This is a genomic window from Nocardia sp. GP40, assembly GCF_050434125.1.
Classification (GTDB): Bacteria; Actinomycetota; Actinomycetes; order Mycobacteriales; family Mycobacteriaceae; genus Nocardia; species Nocardia albiluteola.
The window spans coordinates 522,566-539,052 of the sequence record NZ_JBNPVW010000003.1 but is presented as its reverse complement, the minus strand read 5'-3'; the positions used below and the strand labels follow the sequence as shown (position 1 = coordinate 539,052).

At 68.0% G+C, this 16,487-nt stretch carries 17 protein-coding genes; 3 read left to right on the top strand and 14 right to left on the bottom strand.

The window, feature by feature from the left end; translation table 11 throughout:
• Positions 1-5 precede the first annotated feature (5 nt).
• From ABH933_RS11335 to ABH933_RS11270, 14 genes are all read right to left on the bottom strand, one after another.
• Positions 6-335: a WXG100 family type VII secretion target gene (locus tag ABH933_RS11335; RefSeq protein ID WP_429416935.1), complete on the bottom strand. Its 330-nt coding sequence runs from the start codon at positions 333-335 to the stop codon at positions 6-8.
• Between the two features lie 41 nt (positions 336-376).
• Positions 377-718 carry a WXG100 family type VII secretion target gene (locus ABH933_RS11330; protein WP_429416932.1) on the bottom strand — a complete coding sequence of 114 codons (342 nt, stop codon included), beginning with the start codon at positions 716-718 and terminating at the stop codon, positions 377-379.
• A gap of 114 nt (positions 719-832) precedes the next feature.
• Positions 833-1,618, bottom strand: a complete 786-nt coding sequence (locus ABH933_RS11325) for an ESX secretion-associated protein EspG (RefSeq protein WP_429416929.1) — start codon at positions 1,616-1,618, stop codon at positions 833-835.
• Between the two features lie 37 nt (positions 1,619-1,655).
• Positions 1,656-2,687: a PPE domain-containing protein gene (locus tag ABH933_RS11320; protein ID WP_429416926.1), complete on the bottom strand. Its 1,032-nt coding sequence runs from the start codon at positions 2,685-2,687 to the stop codon at positions 1,656-1,658.
• A gap of 48 nt (positions 2,688-2,735) precedes the next feature.
• The gene (locus tag ABH933_RS11315) at positions 2,736-3,041 is read right to left on the bottom strand and encodes a PE family protein (RefSeq protein ID WP_429416923.1); all 306 of its coding nucleotides are present in this window, start codon (positions 3,039-3,041) and stop codon (positions 2,736-2,738) included.
• 11 nt (positions 3,042-3,052) lie between these two features.
• On the bottom strand, positions 3,053-4,321 hold the full coding sequence (locus ABH933_RS11310) for a hypothetical protein (RefSeq protein WP_429416920.1): 1,269 nt from the start codon (positions 4,319-4,321) through the stop codon (positions 3,053-3,055).
• Complete coding sequence (locus ABH933_RS11305; protein ID WP_429416917.1) at positions 4,318-4,644, bottom strand: type VII secretion target; 327 nt, start codon at positions 4,642-4,644, stop codon at positions 4,318-4,320. Before ABH933_RS11305 ends, ABH933_RS11310 begins: the two co-directional genes overlap by 4 nt.
• 100 nt (positions 4,645-4,744) lie before the next feature.
• Positions 4,745-5,047, bottom strand: a complete 303-nt coding sequence (locus tag ABH933_RS11300; RefSeq protein ID WP_429416914.1) for a YbaB/EbfC family nucleoid-associated protein — start codon at positions 5,045-5,047, stop codon at positions 4,745-4,747.
• On the bottom strand, positions 5,044-5,565 hold the full coding sequence (locus ABH933_RS11295) for a hypothetical protein (RefSeq protein ID WP_429416911.1): 522 nt from the start codon (positions 5,563-5,565) through the stop codon (positions 5,044-5,046). Before ABH933_RS11295 ends, ABH933_RS11300 begins: the two co-directional genes overlap by 4 nt.
• The gene (locus tag ABH933_RS11290) at positions 5,558-6,340 is read right to left on the bottom strand and encodes an ESX secretion-associated protein EspG (RefSeq protein ID WP_429416908.1); all 783 of its coding nucleotides are present in this window, start codon (positions 6,338-6,340) and stop codon (positions 5,558-5,560) included. Before ABH933_RS11290 ends, ABH933_RS11295 begins: the two co-directional genes overlap by 8 nt.
• Positions 6,337-7,965 (bottom strand): hypothetical protein, encoded by a 1,629-nt coding sequence (locus ABH933_RS11285; RefSeq protein WP_429416906.1) that lies wholly within the window; start codon positions 7,963-7,965, stop codon positions 6,337-6,339. The genes ABH933_RS11290 and ABH933_RS11285 overlap by 4 nt, the downstream gene beginning before the upstream one ends.
• 52 nt (positions 7,966-8,017) lie before the next feature.
• Positions 8,018-8,803, bottom strand: a complete 786-nt coding sequence (locus ABH933_RS11280) for a YbaB/EbfC family nucleoid-associated protein (protein ID WP_429416904.1) — start codon at positions 8,801-8,803, stop codon at positions 8,018-8,020.
• Between the two features lie 52 nt (positions 8,804-8,855).
• Entirely contained in the window at positions 8,856-9,671 is an 816-nt protein-coding gene (locus ABH933_RS11275; RefSeq protein ID WP_429416901.1) for an ESX secretion-associated protein EspG, read from the bottom strand.
• Positions 9,672-11,528: a hypothetical protein gene (locus ABH933_RS11270; RefSeq protein ID WP_429416898.1), complete on the bottom strand. Its 1,857-nt coding sequence runs from the start codon at positions 11,526-11,528 to the stop codon at positions 9,672-9,674.
• Positions 11,529-12,045: 517 nt separating this feature from the next.
• Here ABH933_RS11270 and ABH933_RS11265 point away from each other — a divergent pair.
• The 3 genes from ABH933_RS11265 (at position 12,046) to ABH933_RS11255 (ending at position 16,486) form a co-directional block, all read left to right on the top strand.
• Positions 12,046-14,037: a hypothetical protein gene (locus tag ABH933_RS11265; protein ID WP_429416895.1), complete on the top strand. Its 1,992-nt coding sequence runs from the start codon at positions 12,046-12,048 to the stop codon at positions 14,035-14,037.
• Between the two features lie 48 nt (positions 14,038-14,085).
• Positions 14,086-15,165, top strand: a complete 1,080-nt coding sequence (locus ABH933_RS11260; RefSeq protein ID WP_429416892.1) for a glycosyltransferase — start codon at positions 14,086-14,088, stop codon at positions 15,163-15,165.
• A gap of 115 nt (positions 15,166-15,280) precedes the next feature.
• Positions 15,281-16,486: a hypothetical protein gene (locus ABH933_RS11255; protein ID WP_429416889.1), complete on the top strand. Its 1,206-nt coding sequence runs from the start codon at positions 15,281-15,283 to the stop codon at positions 16,484-16,486.
• Position 16,487: the final 1 nt, after the last annotated feature.

Here is a 16,487-nt window from a genome sequence, read left to right as displayed (position 1 = left end):
TCGGACTACTCGTACGCGGAGAACGCGTTCTTCACGCCGTTGTCGGCGGCCTTCGCGTTCTGCAGTGCCTGGCTGACCGACGTGGACAGCGTGTTCAACAGCCCGATTGCGGTATCCTTGCTGGTGTCACCCTCCGGGCCGAACTGGGTGTCCCACTTCTTCACCGAGTTCTGGAACGCGGCCAGACCGGCGTTGCCTTCCCACGCGGCCGCCAGGGCCTTGGCGTGGGTGTGGAAATCGGTCGACTCGCTACCGAGATCCTTCGCGAACTGGCTGAGCTGATCGGAAAGGTCCTGCAGGACCCCTTCCTCGTACTTCATGAAATCGGACGACATATCGAATCCTTCGTGTCGGGATAGGTTGGGTGACTCGTGCGTCAGGCGCGCAGTGAGGTCCAGGAAGATGCCGCGTTCGGGGCATCGGTATTCACCAGCTGATTGAATTGCTGCTCGTTGTCGCCCTCCAGACCGGTGTAGGACTGGTTGCCCTTGCCGACCTCGTTGGTGATCTCGTCCAGGGTGGAGTTGAGTTTCTTGGCCTTGGCGTCCCAGGCGTCGGCGGCATTCGCGCACGCCTTGAACGCGGAGCCCTGCCAGCCGCTCTTTGCCGCATCGACGGCCTGGGTTATCTTGGTGATCTTGGCGCGCAGGGCGTCCACCGAGTTGCCCATGTTCTGCTGGGCCTGTGCGGACGCGCCGGAATCATTCTGTACGACCATGGTCGCAGCTCACTTTCTGTGTTCGAATTCCGGATGGGAAATCACCCGGAAATGCTCGGAATATTTCGTGGCGCCGCCACGGCGAGCGCACGCCACCGCGGCGTATACGAACGGCTAGGGCATCCACCTACCTTCCGGCAGCGCCTCGACGAGCGCGGTGATCGCCTGCGCAAGCCGGCGGTCGCCGCCCGGGGCGAGCGTGGTCCAGGCCCGGCCGTCGGCGGCGACGCTGCCGCTCCCGATGACGCGTCCGGCGGGCGTGTCGTAGATCGCGGCACTCGCGCCGCCGCGGATCGGGCGGGCCTCGCCCTGGCTGTAGCAGACGAGTTCGGCGACCGACTGGCACTGACGCAGCGCCAATCCGAGCGTTATGGCATCGGATTCGGGCATGCCGAGTCGATAGGCGGCATCGGCGTAGCTGGAGTCGGTCGCATCGAAACGCTCCTGGAGCTCAGCGGTCGGCACGCTGAACGGCAGCAGGTCCGCGGCCGGGCAGGGGCCGAGGGCTGCCAGCAGCGGGCGGGCCAGCGTCGCGGGGTCGTCGTCGCCCCAGACCGTGCGCACGTCCAGGTTGTCTCCGGTGCGCACGGCCAACGCGTGCTCGAGACCACGGCGGACCAGGCAGAGCCGAATCACTGTGCCGTCGCGGCGAATTCGCATCGCCAGCTGACGATCCGGGCGGGCCAGCGCGACCAGAGCCGTGGTGAGCTCATCGTCCAGCGGGTCCCCGGCCGCATCGAGGACGCAGCGCTCGCGCAGCGCGGTCGCGGTAGCGGCGCGGGCGGCGGCGAGTTCCTCGTGGTCTGTGTGCCGGGGCCGCAGCGCCAGCACGGTGGGCAGGGTCTGCACGCCGAGTGACGCGGCGACGGTGAGCATGCCGTCGCTTGTGAGCGTTGTCATCGGCGATCGGCCCCCGGTGCTGTGGTGTGGGCGCGCATTACGCCCCCGGCGCCGCGACGACGGGTAGCTGCTGTGCGCCGCGGCCCAGAACGGCGGGGGCAGCGGTGAATCCGGCGGCGATCGAGAGGCCGCCGAGGTCGATGAAATCGGCGGCGCCGGCGGCCGACGTCTCCTCGACGGTCTCCGAGGTCGTTGCCGCTGCGGCGGCGCCGTATGCCGGGGCGTTCGGCGCCGGCAGGGGCGGCGGGACCGCCGGCAGGGGTTGGGCCATCAAGGCGGGCTGCACGATCGCGGTCGCCGAGGGCGTGACGAGCAGTGGCGGGGCGACCGGCGTCAGCAGCAGGCTGTCCACACCGATGGGCACAGTCGGGGTCGTGTTCATCATCGACAGATCCACCTGCGGTAGCTGCACTTGCAGCGTGGGTTGCGTGACCGTCGCGGCGTTCTCCGGTGGGCCCTGCGGCTGCTCGGATCCGCGGCCCGGCGAATTGTCCGAGATCAGGCTCGCGCCGTCGGAGACCAGAGGCGCACGCTGTTGCTCCCACGGGTGCGCCATCTTCTCGCTGGCCGCCTCGTAGGTGCGCATCACCTGCGCGGCCTGGGCGCGCAGCTCGTCGAGTTGCTGTTCGGCGGTGTCGAACAGACCGGCCAGCGGTGCGCCGAGCGGTGTGCCCTGCACCATGGTGTGCGCCGTCCGCACGGCCTGGGTGACCTCCGCGACGGGCGGCATGGCCAGCTCGGCGATCTCGTAGGACGTGGCCTGATGCAGTGCGGTCTCGGCGTTCTGGCGGGCCGCGCTGCCGAGGTGATCGAGCCAGTCGGCCAGCTGTGCGAGCTGCGCCAGGCCGTCCCTGCTGGACTCCGAGCCCCAGGCATCGCCGACGACGGACAGGATGGCGCGATACTCGGCGGCTGCCTCACCGAGCCCGGCGCTGAACGCGCCGTAGGCCAGGCCGGTCTCGGCGACGGGGGCCGCGCCGGGGCCCGTGGTCAGTTCGTGGGCCAACTGCTCGGCCGGGACGGCGTCCCACACCCTGCCGGTGAAGCCCGGGTGCGACGGTTCGACCATCGTGTCACTCCTTCTCGCGCGACCGCGGTGACTCCGCGGTCGCGGGATTCACATCAGGGGGCTGAACAGCCCGGCGGCGTCGCCCTCGGTGTTCTCGTGGGTGTCGGCGTGGGTACGCAGGTTCGCGGCGATCTTGCGCAGCTCGTGCACGCCGCTGAGGTACGACTCCCGGAACGACTCGCCGGCGCCGCCGAGGGTCTGTGCGGTGCGGAGGGAGACCGGGTCCAGGGCCGCGGCAGCCGGGTGCAGGGTGGGCGCCGAATCGGTCATCCGGCTCTCGAGCACATCGGCGAGGGTGTCCAGCCGACCGGCCGCGATCCGGGCCAGACCATGGTCGAAAGCGATGCGGCTCATAGTTTTCTCCTCTAGAGACTGAACGGGGTGTCGGGATTACTGTCGGTGGCGAGGGCGCCGATGACGGGCGCGGCCACGTCATCGGGCGCCTCGCCGACGAGTTCGTCGCCGTGCTGCCCGGTGACCAGCGATTCGGGGGTGGCGGCGCCGCCCCGGCCGCCGCCGGGCGCGATGCCGGCGCCGGGGAGTATCGGCGGCAGCATCTCCTCCTCGGAGGTCTCCGCGACCCCGCCGAGCGGTATCGCGGTGAATTCCGACGATTCGGCCGTCGCCGCGACGCCCTCCTGCTGCCACTGGGTCAGCGGCTCCGAGGCGGCGATATTCGTTGCGGGGCCGCCGAGTCCGCGGGCGCCCACCAGCGGCGCGGTCAGGGCCGCGGATACTGCCGCATGACCGGCCGGGACGCTCGCGGGCAGATACTGACCGACCTGCTGTGCGGCGGTCTGCAGCGGCGCCACGACGCCCTGCAGCATCGAAAGCAGCTGCGGCAGCTGGGTTTGCGAACCGGAGGCACTCGAGGCGGGGGCCGCCGTCGTCGCGGGCTCGGCGGCCCGCAGCGCGCCGAGCTTCGGCTTGGATGTGGGTTTGACGCGGGTGCCGCACCGGGCCATATTCGCGGAGTGACAGGCCAGCTGCCCCTTGGTCTTCGCGGTGATCGCCGTGGCCTCGGCGCCGGTCTCCAGGGCAGTGGCCAGTAGCGCCGCCTGACCCGGCGGGGTGACCAGGGTGGGGCCCAGAGCGGCGGCGGTGAGCGCGAATTTCGCCGCCACCGCAGCCATCTGGGCGTAGCCGACCGCGACCGTGCCGGCCGCCACGCCCATGGTGGTGTGCATCTGCAGCGCCTGATCGGAGATCTCCGCCGAGGTGCCCAGGGCGGACGTCGCCGAGGTGGTCGCGGCGAGCGTGCCGGCGCTCTGCATCGTCTGCAACAGCGAGATGCCTTGTCCGGCCCACTGCGTCGCGGTCTCGATGGCTTGCATCACATTCTGCAGCAGGGTCTGTGGGTTGAGCACGCCGCCCGCGCCGAGCCGGCCGTCGCCGAATCCGCCGAACAGGTCGGTGATCGGCTTGACCAGTGCGGCCGGATCCAGCGGCGGCAGCATCGGCGCGCCCGGCAGCATGGGCAGCGCGGCGGGAACCGCCGGCAACCCGGGCAGTCCCACTCCGGCCAGCACCTGCGCGGCCGGCAGGCCCGCCAGTGGCGCGGCCGGGGTGTTGCGCAACGCGTCCAGGACACTCGGATGTAACGGTGCCGCAAGGGGTTCGGCGGCGGGAGTCACTGTTCGGCGACCCGTGTCGTCGCGGCGAAGGTGTCCACGCTGTGCTGCTCGTGCTGCTCGTAGGATGCGGCGGACGAGTGAGCCGCGGTCGCGGTGGTCGTGTAGTTGTCGACCAGATCCGCCAGGGCCGCACAGTGATTGGCCTGCGCGTAGGCGAAACTGGCGAGGAACTCCTGCCCGATCAGCCCGAATACCGGCACCGCGGCCGCGACGCTGGCGGCCTGATCGATCGCCCCGACAGCGCCGACCGTCGTGGCTATGGCCTGGGAGATGTTGCCGTACTGCCGGAACGACCCGGGCCGTATATCGAGAGTGTCTGCCATGGTGCGCTCCTCGTGATCTGCGATATGGCTGCTACGCAGGGGTTTTGCGATGAATGCTAATGAGCGGGCCGAGTTGGGCAACCGCTCGGAACGGCGAACGTCAACTGTTCACCTGTTCGTTGAATTCGCTGATCAGCGCACCGCGGCGGGCCAGGGCCCGGTGCGTGGCGGCCGCGGCGGTGTCGATGACCGCGCGCCCGAACTCGGCCGGCGAGAGCCGCGAAATGTCCACGGAGAGCACAATGTCCAGCAGCCGGGCGGACCCGTCCACGACGACGGTGACCGCTCCGCCGACGCCGGTGTGCCGGATCTCGAGGGCGGCCAGGTCGTCCGATAGCTGTTGCATGCGATCGAGCCGGGCCTGCGCGGACTCCTCGAACGCGGCGAAGTCGTCGGTTGTCACCAGATGCTCCCGTCCGGCTCCATCAGGCTGCGGGGCTCGTACTCGTGTACGGCCTCGTCGGCCAGTTCCATGCGCTCCACCTCGGTCTGGGTGGGCAGGCCCAGCAGTTCCACCGCGTGCGCCGGGATACCGATGTCGGTCAGGTAGGAGCGGCGGGTCAGGCCGGCGCGGCCCGCGGCGAGGCGGCACAGTCGCACCAGGTCGTCACCGAGGTCCCGGGGCTCGCGCCGGAGCTGGGCGGCCGAGACGCGGAGGGCGAGCGGGAGCCCGGAATCGGTTGCCGTGAGCTGGATCTCGCCGCCGCGCAGGGATGCCTGGCCGACGGAGTAGGTGGCGAAGCCAGCGTCGTCCCCGTCGGGCGCCCCGGTTGCCGCGCCGTCCGGGGCATCGGACGCATCCGGCTCGTCCGGGTCGTCGCCGGTGTAGACGCCGTCGTGCAGGACGGCGCCGAACGGTGCGGCCGCGTCGCCCGGGTCGGAGTCCCAGGATGATGCGGCGCTCCAGGATGATTCAGGCACAGCGCTCGTCCTCCAGTGTCTGCAGTACCTTGGCGATCTCGGCGTCGATCATGGCCGCGAGCCGGTGCCGGTCCGCGGGTACAGCGACCGGCTCTGCGGTCTCGGCGACGGCGTAGCGACCGACGCCCGTCACATCGCGCCAGGAGACGCGGTGTGGGATGATTCCGCGCGGGCCGAAAATTGAACTGCCCAAGACGATTTCGAAGGCGCCGGCGCGGTCCGCCGGATGCTTGCGCCAGGCCGCGCCGCGGCGTTCGGCGTCCAGATAGTCGGCGTGGGCGGGGGAGTGGCCGTGCCGAGGGCCGGTGTGGCCGGGCCTCGGGGTTGCGAGCGGGATGTCCGGTCCGCTCGCCTGCGGGCACGGCGGCAGCGTGCCGGCCATCGCACCGGCCAGTCGTTCCGCTTCGCCCATGGTGATCACGAATCCGCCACTGTGCCACACAGTTTCGCCGGGCAGCTGGCGGATAAGCACGGCCACCGCGCCCTGGCGGGCGCCGAGCACACGTAGCCGGGTCAGCGGATCCTCGTGGTCCCTCGGGTCGATGGCGTGCAGGCGCACCAGTACGTCGGCCCGTGCTGCTCGGCCGAGCGCGTCGTACAGTGCGCCGTCGTCGCGGGCGCGTAGCGCGGCGCGGGCGCCGGCGGCCAGCACCGCCCAGTCGTCGACGTTCGATCCGCGCTGCAACGCGAACAGCGGTGTGGGCAGTCGATCCCCGAACAGCGTGTCCCACAACACGATCAGCTCGACATCGGTCAGCGACCAGGACTCGCTCATCGGTCGAGTACCGGCCGTACGATGCGTCCCAGCGTGCCCATGGCCTCGTCCAGGTGTTCGGTGGAGTCGAGGATGTCCAGGCGCTTCTTTTCCTTCTCCTCGTCCTTGCTGCCGCGCCCGCCGCCCATCGGGAACCCGGGCTCGCGGCCCTCCTCCTCCATCAGGCCGGCCTTGGGGAGCTTCTCCTCGGGCGGCAGGACCGACCGGGGGAAGAGTTTGGACTCCTCGCGCTCGAGTTCCTCCTCGGTGGCGGCCAGGCTGCGGCCGAGTCCCTTACCGAGGCCCGTGTTGCCCAGGGGGCCGATCGGTCCGGGGCCTCCCAGCGGCGCCAGCAGCGGCATGCCGCCGAGCGAGGACGCCGTGCCGTCCGGGGTCGTCGAGAGGTCCTTGATCGTATTCGGCAGCGAGGAAGGGGTACTGGTGGAGTCCGTTTTCCCGGTGGTCGGGTTGTACGTGGGGCCGCCATTGTCGTAGCTGGTGTTGCTGTCCGAGTAGTTGCCGCCGTGGTCGGATCCTCCGCCGTAGCCACCGGAGGATCTGGAATCCGATGTGCTGTTCGTGTCGCCACCGGATGAGCCGGTGGTGTCCGTATTGCTGTTGCCGGGGTTATTCGTACCGCTGTTGTCGCCGGAGGTACTCGGATCACGGGTGGTCGTGTCGCCTGCCGGGGCTACGATCGTGGGCGGCGGCAGGATGACGATGCCGCTGGCCGTGGTCGGGAAATTATCGGTGTAGTAGGTGGTGAAGTTGTTCTGCATGACGGTCAGCGCCTGTTGGATCGTGGTGGGATCCCCGCCGGCGTACATCTCGGGCGCGGGTGTCGGCGGGGTGGACATGGCCTGGGTCTTCGCCAGCCAGCCGGAGGTGAACAGCAGGTTCTTGCCCAGCAGGTTCATATCGCCGGTGAGCTGCTGGGAGGCGTACACGTACTGCGAGGTGGCCTGGATGGCGGCCTGTGCCCCCTGCCCGGTCCATTGATCCGACACGGCCGAGATGCGCTCGCGCAACGTAGTGAAGCCGGTGTCGAGCTGGTTCGACAGCCAGAACCAGATGCCCCCGGCATCCGCGACCTTCTGTGCGTCGATCGAGTGCCCGATCCGCCAGAAGTCGCCCCAGGCCAGCTGTGCTCCGCTTTCGGGGCCGCCGAAGGTCCACGGATAATAGTCCGTGCCGCGCTTGGCATGGAACTTGGTCGAATAGTTCGGAATCGTCTGCGGCTCCGGCGATCCGGTCGGTGCGGTGCCTGAGCCGGCGTCGAAGGAGATGCTGTCGAAATTCGTCGCGTTGTTGTGCTCGGTGGTGTCGTACAACTTTCCGGCCGAAATGAAGGTGTTGCCCATATCGGTGAGGATGTTGTGGTGCTGCACCATCCGCTGCGGCATCTCGAGGGAGATCTTCTGCTGGTACACCATCGACAAATTCGCCCCCGAGGTCGTCAGGCTGATCGGCGGGCTGGCCTGGGCGTTATTGCTCCGGATCCAGGTCTGCACGCCCACGACGGCGTCGAGCATGTCCGCGACGTGCTGTGCGCACTTCTCTGCGGTGCCGGATTCGAGCATGAGATCGTTGCTACCGGTCAGGCCGGACCAGCTCGTGAGGGCCAGGTCGTTGGGATTCGGTGCCACCGTGATACTCCCGTACTAGCAGTGATGTGTGGGTGACGGCTCGCGTTGCCGCTCACCGCAATTGATCGCGGAGGTTTTCCAGCCCCGCTAACGTCTCGGCGATGCCGGGGAATCCGGATCGGTCGTAGGACACCGGCGCGAACAGCGCTTTCACCCGCCGTGCCACCTCGGGCACCGCCGCCCGCGACGCCGCGAGGATCGCCGCCGCGATCTCGTCGGGGTCGAGATCGGCGATGCCGGGGGAGAATTGGATGTCGACGATGATGCAGTCCGCGTTCACCGTGACCGCCACGCGGCGCTGCTCGGCGGTGCCGGTCGCCACTAGCAGTGTGCGCGCGTGCTGCAGCCGGACGAGCTCGGCGACCGACTGGTCAGCGGCTTCGATGCCCGGATGCGGTTGTGCGCCGGCAGTTACGGGCGTCGGCTCGCGCGCGCCGGGCGGGGTCAGCAGCGCTGGAGGGGGCGCGGGGATATCGCCCCGCGCGGACAGCCCACCGATCATCTCGGCGGGACCGGGTAGCCGGTTGAGCTGATCGCGTAGCGGCGCCATGATCGCGTCGGCGCGGTGCCGGACCTCCGCACCTGCCGCCTGGGCGGCCTGCACGGTGGAACGTGCGAGGCGGGCGTAGCCGAGTTGATCTGCGTCGTCGGCAAATTCGATGTCGGTCACCGCGCTGGAGCCGTCGGCCGTGACGCTGATACTTCCGTGCTCCGCGGTCACGGTGGCGGTGACGGCCTGGCAGCGGCGGCGGGCGTCGGCCAGCCTCGTGATGACCTCGTGGATGCCGTCCAAGACCCCGGCGGTGTCTGCGATCAGCCGGGTGTTGTGCTGAACCACTCTGCCTCCCAAACCGTGTCGGAATGCCCGTGCTCGAGTCTGCGGCGCGCGTTCACCATTCGTCGTAGACGCTCTCGCGAGCGGTTCCCTGCCGGGACTCGTCCTGCCGCACGATCAGCAGCTCGGCGCACTGTGCGTCGATGTCGGCGCGCAACCGCTCGCCGTCGGCCGCGACGGCCGCGATCGGTGGCCCGAGGTCCACGACGTAGCAGCCGTCGCCGCGGTGTTCCTCCCAGAAGATGTGCTTGGTGACCTTGCCGCGCGGGCCGAATCTGGACTGGCCCGGGGTGATCTGGATGCTGCCCACGCGCGACTTCGGCGCCGCCTGCCAGTACCGGCTCCGCGCGTCGACGGTGTCGCCGTCATCGTAGAAGCCGCTCTTCCCGTGGGTCCAGTGGTCGACGGTCTCCTCCTTGTCGTAGCTGAGCAGCTCCACCCGGGGCTGTGAGCCCGGCGTCATCGGCGGCAGCCGGTCGACCAGGACGCGGGACATGGCCGCGGCGTCGCAGAGGGTGATGTCGAAGTGGTCGTGGCTGTACAGCGAGGTGGGGTTGAAACCCTGGATCACCACCGCGCGGTCGCCGAATCGTTTGGCCATGAGCAGATCCCGGGTGGCGTTGTTGCCCCGGGCGCCGAAAACCTGTGCGATGAGCCGGATGTCGGGGTCCATCGATGCCGTCAGCACTTCGGCGAGCTCGGCATCCCACTTCGCCCTCAGCTCACCCCAGATGCGGGCCTTGACGAACTGGTAGTCCCAGGCGCTCTCGATGGTGGTGACCGTCCGGAACGGCCAGCTGTTCGGGCGGCCGAGGAGGCGTTCGCGCAGCACCAGATACTCCAGGCCGGTCAGCTGCCAGGTGTGTTCCACCTACTGCTCTCCCTTCACGGTGACGCCGGAGGCGGCGGGCTGACCGTCGACGACGGCCGTGCCGCCCGTACTGATGGTGAGGTTCGGGACCACGTCGGGTGTGTAGCCCTGCGGACCCCAATTGGTCACGCCCGCACGGGGAGTCAGCGACAGATCCAGTTCCGGGATCTTCGGTCCCGCGGGGCCGTGGTCGAACTGGTGCCGGAACTCGTCGAGCTCGGTGCCGACATGTTTGGTGGCGTCGGCCATCGCCTGTTTCACGGTCATGGCCCCGTTCTGGACCGCCGACGCCAGCGCCTGCAGCCCAGGCCCGAGGTCGGCGGCGAGTTGCATACCGAGCTGCTGCAGCATCGGTATGCCCGATGAGACGAGCTGCATCACCTCGGAGAACAGGTTGAGCAGGCCCGAGGCGTCCATTCCGCTGGCGCCGCTGGCGAGTGCGCCGAGGCCGAACGGGTTGCTCATGCTGCTGGAACTGCCGCCGGATCCGCTGGAACCTCCGGTTCCGCCTCCGGTGCTGCCGCCCCTTCCGCTGCCGGTGCTGCTGCTTCCGCCTCCGTTGCCGTTGCTGTCGCTGCCGGATCCGCTGCCGCTGCTGCTGGTGCTGCCGCCTCCGCCGCCTCCGCCGCTGCCGCTGTTACTGCCGCTGTCGGATCCGCTGTTGCTGCCGCTGTTGGATCCGCTGTTGCTGCCGCTGCTGCTGCCGGATCCCTTGGCGTCGGCGATGTTGGGGTCGGTGATGACCGGGATGCTCTTGACGATGGCGGCCAGGCCACCGGCGTAGCCCTGGCTGGAACTGGTGGTGTCCCACCATGTGTCGACGCTGCTCAGGGTGCCGCCGGTCCAGGTCCAGTTCGTGTCACCGGTGGGGGGGGTCTTGGTGGTGGTGGTGCTGGTCGGCGCGCCGGTGAGGGGGTTGGTGGTGGTGACGGTGGTGGTTGCCGTCACGGGAGAAATGCTGCCGTTGCCGTAGCCGGTCTCGTCGCCCCAGGTGGGTATGTTCTGGTGCGTGTACCACGTGAATTCGACCGTGTTCGCCATCGAGTTGTACATGTTCTGCATGGACGTGCCCGTGGTCTGCGCCGCGGTTAAATAATTTGTCACCGCGGTTTTTGCGGTCGATGCTGCCGAACCACTCCAGGTAGTGGGGCCGAAGAGGTTGCTCATCGTCGACTGGAACGTGAAGACGGCGTTGTTCCATGTCTGATACATTTCGTTCCACTGACCGGCCACCCATGCGACGGTGCCCTCCCATTTTTGGATGAGGTCGTTGATATTCGCGAAGTCCGGCAGATCCGTGAACAGGCTGCTCGGCTCGGGCGGGACACTGATCGAGGAGTCCGCGGAAACACCACTGCTGACACCCGTCGCATACACCGGCGTGGCCCACTCACCGTCGGTGGCCGCAGGCGGTGTGACGCTGGACAGATCCACCTTGGTTCCCGCGGACGGCACAGTGAACAGACTCGCGTTATCGATCTCGGCGCCCTTGTACTTCTGAGCCGCGACATTGAAGGTGTCACCCATATCGGTGAGGATCTGCTGATGATTCTGCAGAACCGTCACGAGATCGTTCAGCTTCTTGTTGAAGACCGCGAACAGGTTCGCCATGCTGGCAAAACCCGTGGTCCACGTCCCCGACTGACCACTTATCGACCAGTTCTTGGTGATCGACAATGTCGTGGGCAATGGTGTCATGCCCTGCACTGCCGTGATCAACCCCATCACGGTCCCCAGCAATGTCTCACACGCCTTCGCGGCCGTCCCCAACACGGACGGATCCAGGGTGAGCGAACCATCGTTCGCCCCATGCAGTAGCCCGGCCCAGTCGGTGCCATCACTACCGCTGCCAGACATGACACTCCTACTACAGATTCATCAGGTTCGATGTTCGAACGCGTCCTTCCGGTTTGTACACGTCCATGTGGCTGTTGGCTTCCCGGCGCCGGCCTTGGAATCGTTCTGTACATCGGGTGTTCACCGGAAGCCCCGGGGTGAGATGACATCCCGGTGACCGTCAGTGGCGGCGGCCCCGTGGCTCCGCGCGAGACTCTGCGCCAGTGACCGCGGGGCAGGAGGGGAGGGCCGGGTCGTGTCGTACGACCGAATTCGCGGCCTCGACTATTCCAAAAGACCTGCGGGCGAATGTATTTCGTGGTGAGTCGCAAGATCCGACAGGGCATGATGCGCGCCGGGGGCGCTCCCGTCGGGAGCGGCGGGTTCGCTGGACGCCCAGCACCCGAAGAAATTCTCGGCGTCACCCGGAACGGTGAACACCCGGTGACGCTACCGGCGTCCGCGTGGTCCGCGACTCGAAAGGCAGGACCCGCCGTGTTTGAGTATCCCGTAGTAATGGTGAATTGGCAGGAGTGTCATGTCGGGCAGCGGTAGCGATGGCACCGACTGGGCCGGATTGTTGGATGGGGCGAACAATGGTTCGCTCACTCTGGACCCGTCCGTGTTGGGCACGGCCGCGGGTGCGTGTGAGACGTTGTTGAAGACCGTGATGGGGTTGATTACCGCGGTGCAGGGCATGAACACGTCCACGACGCAGTTGCCGACGACATTGTCGATCACCAAGAACTGGTCGTTGAATAGTCAGTCGGGGACGTGGACCACGAACTTTGTCAGTCTGGCGAATCTGTTCGGGGTCTTCAACAAGAAGCTGAACGAGGTCGTGACGGTCCTGCAGAATCATCAGCAGATCCTCACCGATATGGGTGACACCTTCAATGTCGCGGCGCAGAAGTACAAGGGTGCCGAGAGTGAGAACCTGAATTTGTTCGTCGTGCCGTCCTCGGGCACTCCGGTGGATCTGACCAGCGGTATTACCTCGGTCGAGGCCACCAATAATGAGTGGACCACGCCGGTGTATGCGACGGGTGTCAGTAGTGGTGTCTCCGCGGACTCCTCGATCAGTGTCCCGCCCGAGCCGAGCAGTCTGTTCGCGGATCTGCCGGATTTCGCGAATATCAACGACCTCATCAATGAGTGGAATGGCACCGTTGGATGGGTGGCCGGCGAGTGGCAGCAAATGTATCAGCAGTGGAACAACGCCGTCTTCGCGTTTCAGTCGACGATGAGTAACATCTTCGGTCCCAATTCCTGGAGTGGCTCGGCGGCGTCGACGGCACAGACCGCGGTGACGAGTTATGTGACCGCGGCGCAGACCATGGGCACGTCCATGCAGAACATGTACAACTCGATCGCGAACACAGTCGAATTCTTCTGGTACGTGCACCAGCAGGTACCCACCTGGGGCGACGAGACCGGCTACGGCAACGGCAACATCGCTCCCGTGACGACCGGCGACACCGCCCCCACCGGTGACAAGAACTGGACCTGGTCCGGCGGCACCCACAGCACCCTGAACGACGTCGACACTTGGTGGGACACCACCAGTTCCAGCCAGGGCTACGCCGGCGGCCTGGCCGCCATCGTCAAGAGCATCCCGGTCATCACCGACCCCAACACCGCCGACGCCAAGGGCACCGGATCCAGCAGCGGATCCGGCAGCGGCAGCGGATCCGGCTCCGGCAGCGGATCCGACGGCGGCAGCAGCGGCGGATCCGGCTCCGGCAGTAGCAGTTCCAGCAACGGAGGATCCAGCGGAGGTAGCGGCGGCAGCGGAGGCAGCAGCAGCGGCAGCGGATCCGGCAGCGACAGCACCGGCAGCGACAGCACCGGCACCGGCGGCGGCAGCACCGGCGGCGGCAGCGGAGGATCGTCCCCCAAGACCGCCGACTTCAGCGCCGGTAACTCCTCGGGCACGAGCCTGTCCCTGAGCTCCGGCCTGAGCGGCTATACCGGTTCGTCGTCCTCCTACGGCCAGAGCGGTGCCGGCAGCCTGTTCAGCGGTACCTCGGGAGCATTGTCGTCGCTCGAGAACATGCTGCAGAACATGAGTTCCGGCATGTTCGGTGCATCGTCCGGTTCCTCCGGTCATTCCGGATCCGGATCCGGAATACCGGGCGTGAGCGGTCTCTGGGGCAGCGGCGGCCTGTTCGGATTCGGCACCCACCCGGCGGGTACCGGTGGCGGTGGCATCGGTGCGGGAGGGGGCGGAGGCAGTTCCGCTATGGCACCCCTCGACGAGGCCAAGCTGTTCCCCCGCGCGGCCGGCACCGCCGTGAGCGGCGTGATGGCCGTGGCAGCCGAGGAGGAGGTCGTCCCCCGGGCGGGCGTGGCGGAGACCGCCGCCGGGCCGGTGGGTGGCTACCCGATGGGCGGTATGGGCGCCGGTCAGGGGGGTCAGGGCAATCAGCAGAAGGAACGTAAACGCGCGCCCTATCTGGACGGCAAGGAACATCTGGAGGAGGCCGTCGGCGAAGACCCGCTGTCCGTGCGCCCGATTATCGACCGCTGACCCGTGCGCACCCCATGCCGTCCCCCCGTTCGAATGTGAGCCTCCGCCATGCGATTCCACGTCGTCAACCAGCCCAATACGCAGACGACCCAGTACTACCAGCCGTGCGCGTACACGCAGAAGAACCGTCGCTTCGCGACCATGATGACGCGGCTGGGCCACGAGGTGTTCCTGTACGGCGGCGAGGAGAACGACGCGGAGTGCACCGAATTCGTCACCCTCGTGACGAAGCGGGAGCAGGCCGAATGGTTCGACGACTTCGACCCCTACCGGCAGCTGGCCAATATGACCTGGGATCAGCGCGCCCCGCACTGGGTGACCTCGAACGATCGCGCCATCACCGAGATCGCCCAGCGCAAGCGGGACCGCGACTTCATCTGCGTCCTCGGCGGCACCTGTCAGAAGCCCATCGCCCGGACGTTTCCGGAGTTGATGACCGTCGAATACGGCATCGGCTACAGCGGCGTGTTCGCCAACTACCGGGTCTTCGAGAGCTATGCGTGGATGCACTCGGTGTACGGTTCGCGCACCACCGTACCCGGCGTGATGAGCGCCCGCGGCCGGTTCTACGACACGGTGATCCCGAATTATTATGAGGTGGAGGACTTTCCGTTCTCGGCGGAGAAGGACGACTACTTCCTGTTCATCGGTCGGCTGGTGGAGCCCAAGGGCATTCAGATCGCCATCGACACGTGTGAGCGGCTGGGCGCGAGACTCGTCGTGGCCGGGGCGGGGCAGGCGCCGCCGCCGGAGGTCGCCGAGTATGCCGGCGTGGTCGATCACGTGCGCCGCGGCGAGCTGATGAGCCGCGCCCGCGGTGTGTTCGTGCCCTCGCTGTATCTGGAGCCGTTCGGCGGCGTGCATGTCGAGGCGATGCTCTGCGGAACCCCGGTGATCACCACGGACTGGGGTGTTTTCACCGAGACCGTGCAGCAGGGCGTGCAGGGTTTCCGCTGCCACACGCTGCGCGAATTCTGCGATGCCGCCGAATCGGTGGACAAGCTGGACTACCGGGGCATTCGCGAGTACGCGATCTCCCGTTTCTCCACCGATGTCGTTGGGCCGCAGTACGAGACGTACTTCGAACGCCTGGAGTCCCTGTGGGGCGATGGATGGCATGCCGCATGAGAGGGACTCGAATGACCAGCGTGATGCCGCCGTCGATGCCGGAGACCGGGCGCCGGATTCCGGTGGCGCCGCGCGCGGATGACGCGTCGCTCGCGCACGCGGAGGAGGGGGACCGGTGAGCGACGGCAACTCCGGCAGCAGCGGCGCCTCGGGCAGCGGCGCCGGGCCCCTGACTACCTTCGGCAGCGGCTCCCATGTCGTCGAGGTTCGGCCCGACCTCCTGATCTCCGATGGCAAGAAGCTGGCCTCGCTGCCGGAACTGGTGGGCGGCATCTTCGACACACTTACCTCGCTGCACAAAAACCTCGCCGCGCTGGGTCAGCCCTGGGGCGACGACAAGACCGGTGAGCAGTTCTCGCAGGGGGCCTCCGGCTATCTGGCCGCGCTGAGTTCGCTGGTCGGGAACGCGAGCACGGGCGACGACGCTTCCGGGGCGATTCCGGTCTACGGGCAGATCCTGGTCAACTACGGCGAGACGATCCAGACCGCGGGGCAGGCATTCGCGTCCGGCGACGACCTCTATGCCGAGTGGATCCTGAAGAACTACGTCGACGAGAACGCCTCCGGTGATCCGGGACAGTACTCGGGCCCGCTGAGTTCGAATCCCGATTCGGGCGGCGGATCGACCGGCCCGAAAGACTATTCCAACACCGGCGGTGGCGGCAATTCTGGTGGCGGCGGCAATTCTGGTGGCGGCGGCGACTCGGGTGGTGGCGGCGATTCGAGCGGCGGCGGCGATCCGGGCGGCGGGCCCGGTGGCACTGGATCGGCCGACGGCGCCGGAGGGCTCGGTGACGGGTCGCTCGGTGGCGACACCTCCGGCACGACGCCTACCACCTCCGACCTCTCGTCCGACGGCGGCGCGACCGGGGCTGCGGATCCGCTCGGCGCGTACGCCCTGGGCCCCAGCGGCGCCATCCCCGACGGTCCGCTCGACCCGAATGACGAATTCGATGCTGCCGGTGGACCTCTCGGCGCCTACGGCCCGAACAGCTATGCGGGCGGCCAAGATTCGGGCCTGGGCACGACCCCGAACGGGCTGGGCCGCTCGCCGTTCCAGGGTGAGCAGCTCGCCTCGAAGTTCGGCCCCCAGGGCCTGGGTACGCGCGCGGGCGGCGCGGGTGCGGGCATGATGCCCGGCATGCCGGGTGGCGGCCTGGGCGGCGCGTCCGGTAAGGGTAAGGACGACGAAAAGGACAAGCGCAGGGACCGGCGCCGGGGAACCTCGCCGAGTGTGGAGATCGAATCGAGCGGCGGCGAGGCGCCGCGGCAGCCCGGCGACCCGTGGGAACGGTCCGGCTGGACCACGGGTGGTGCCTGAC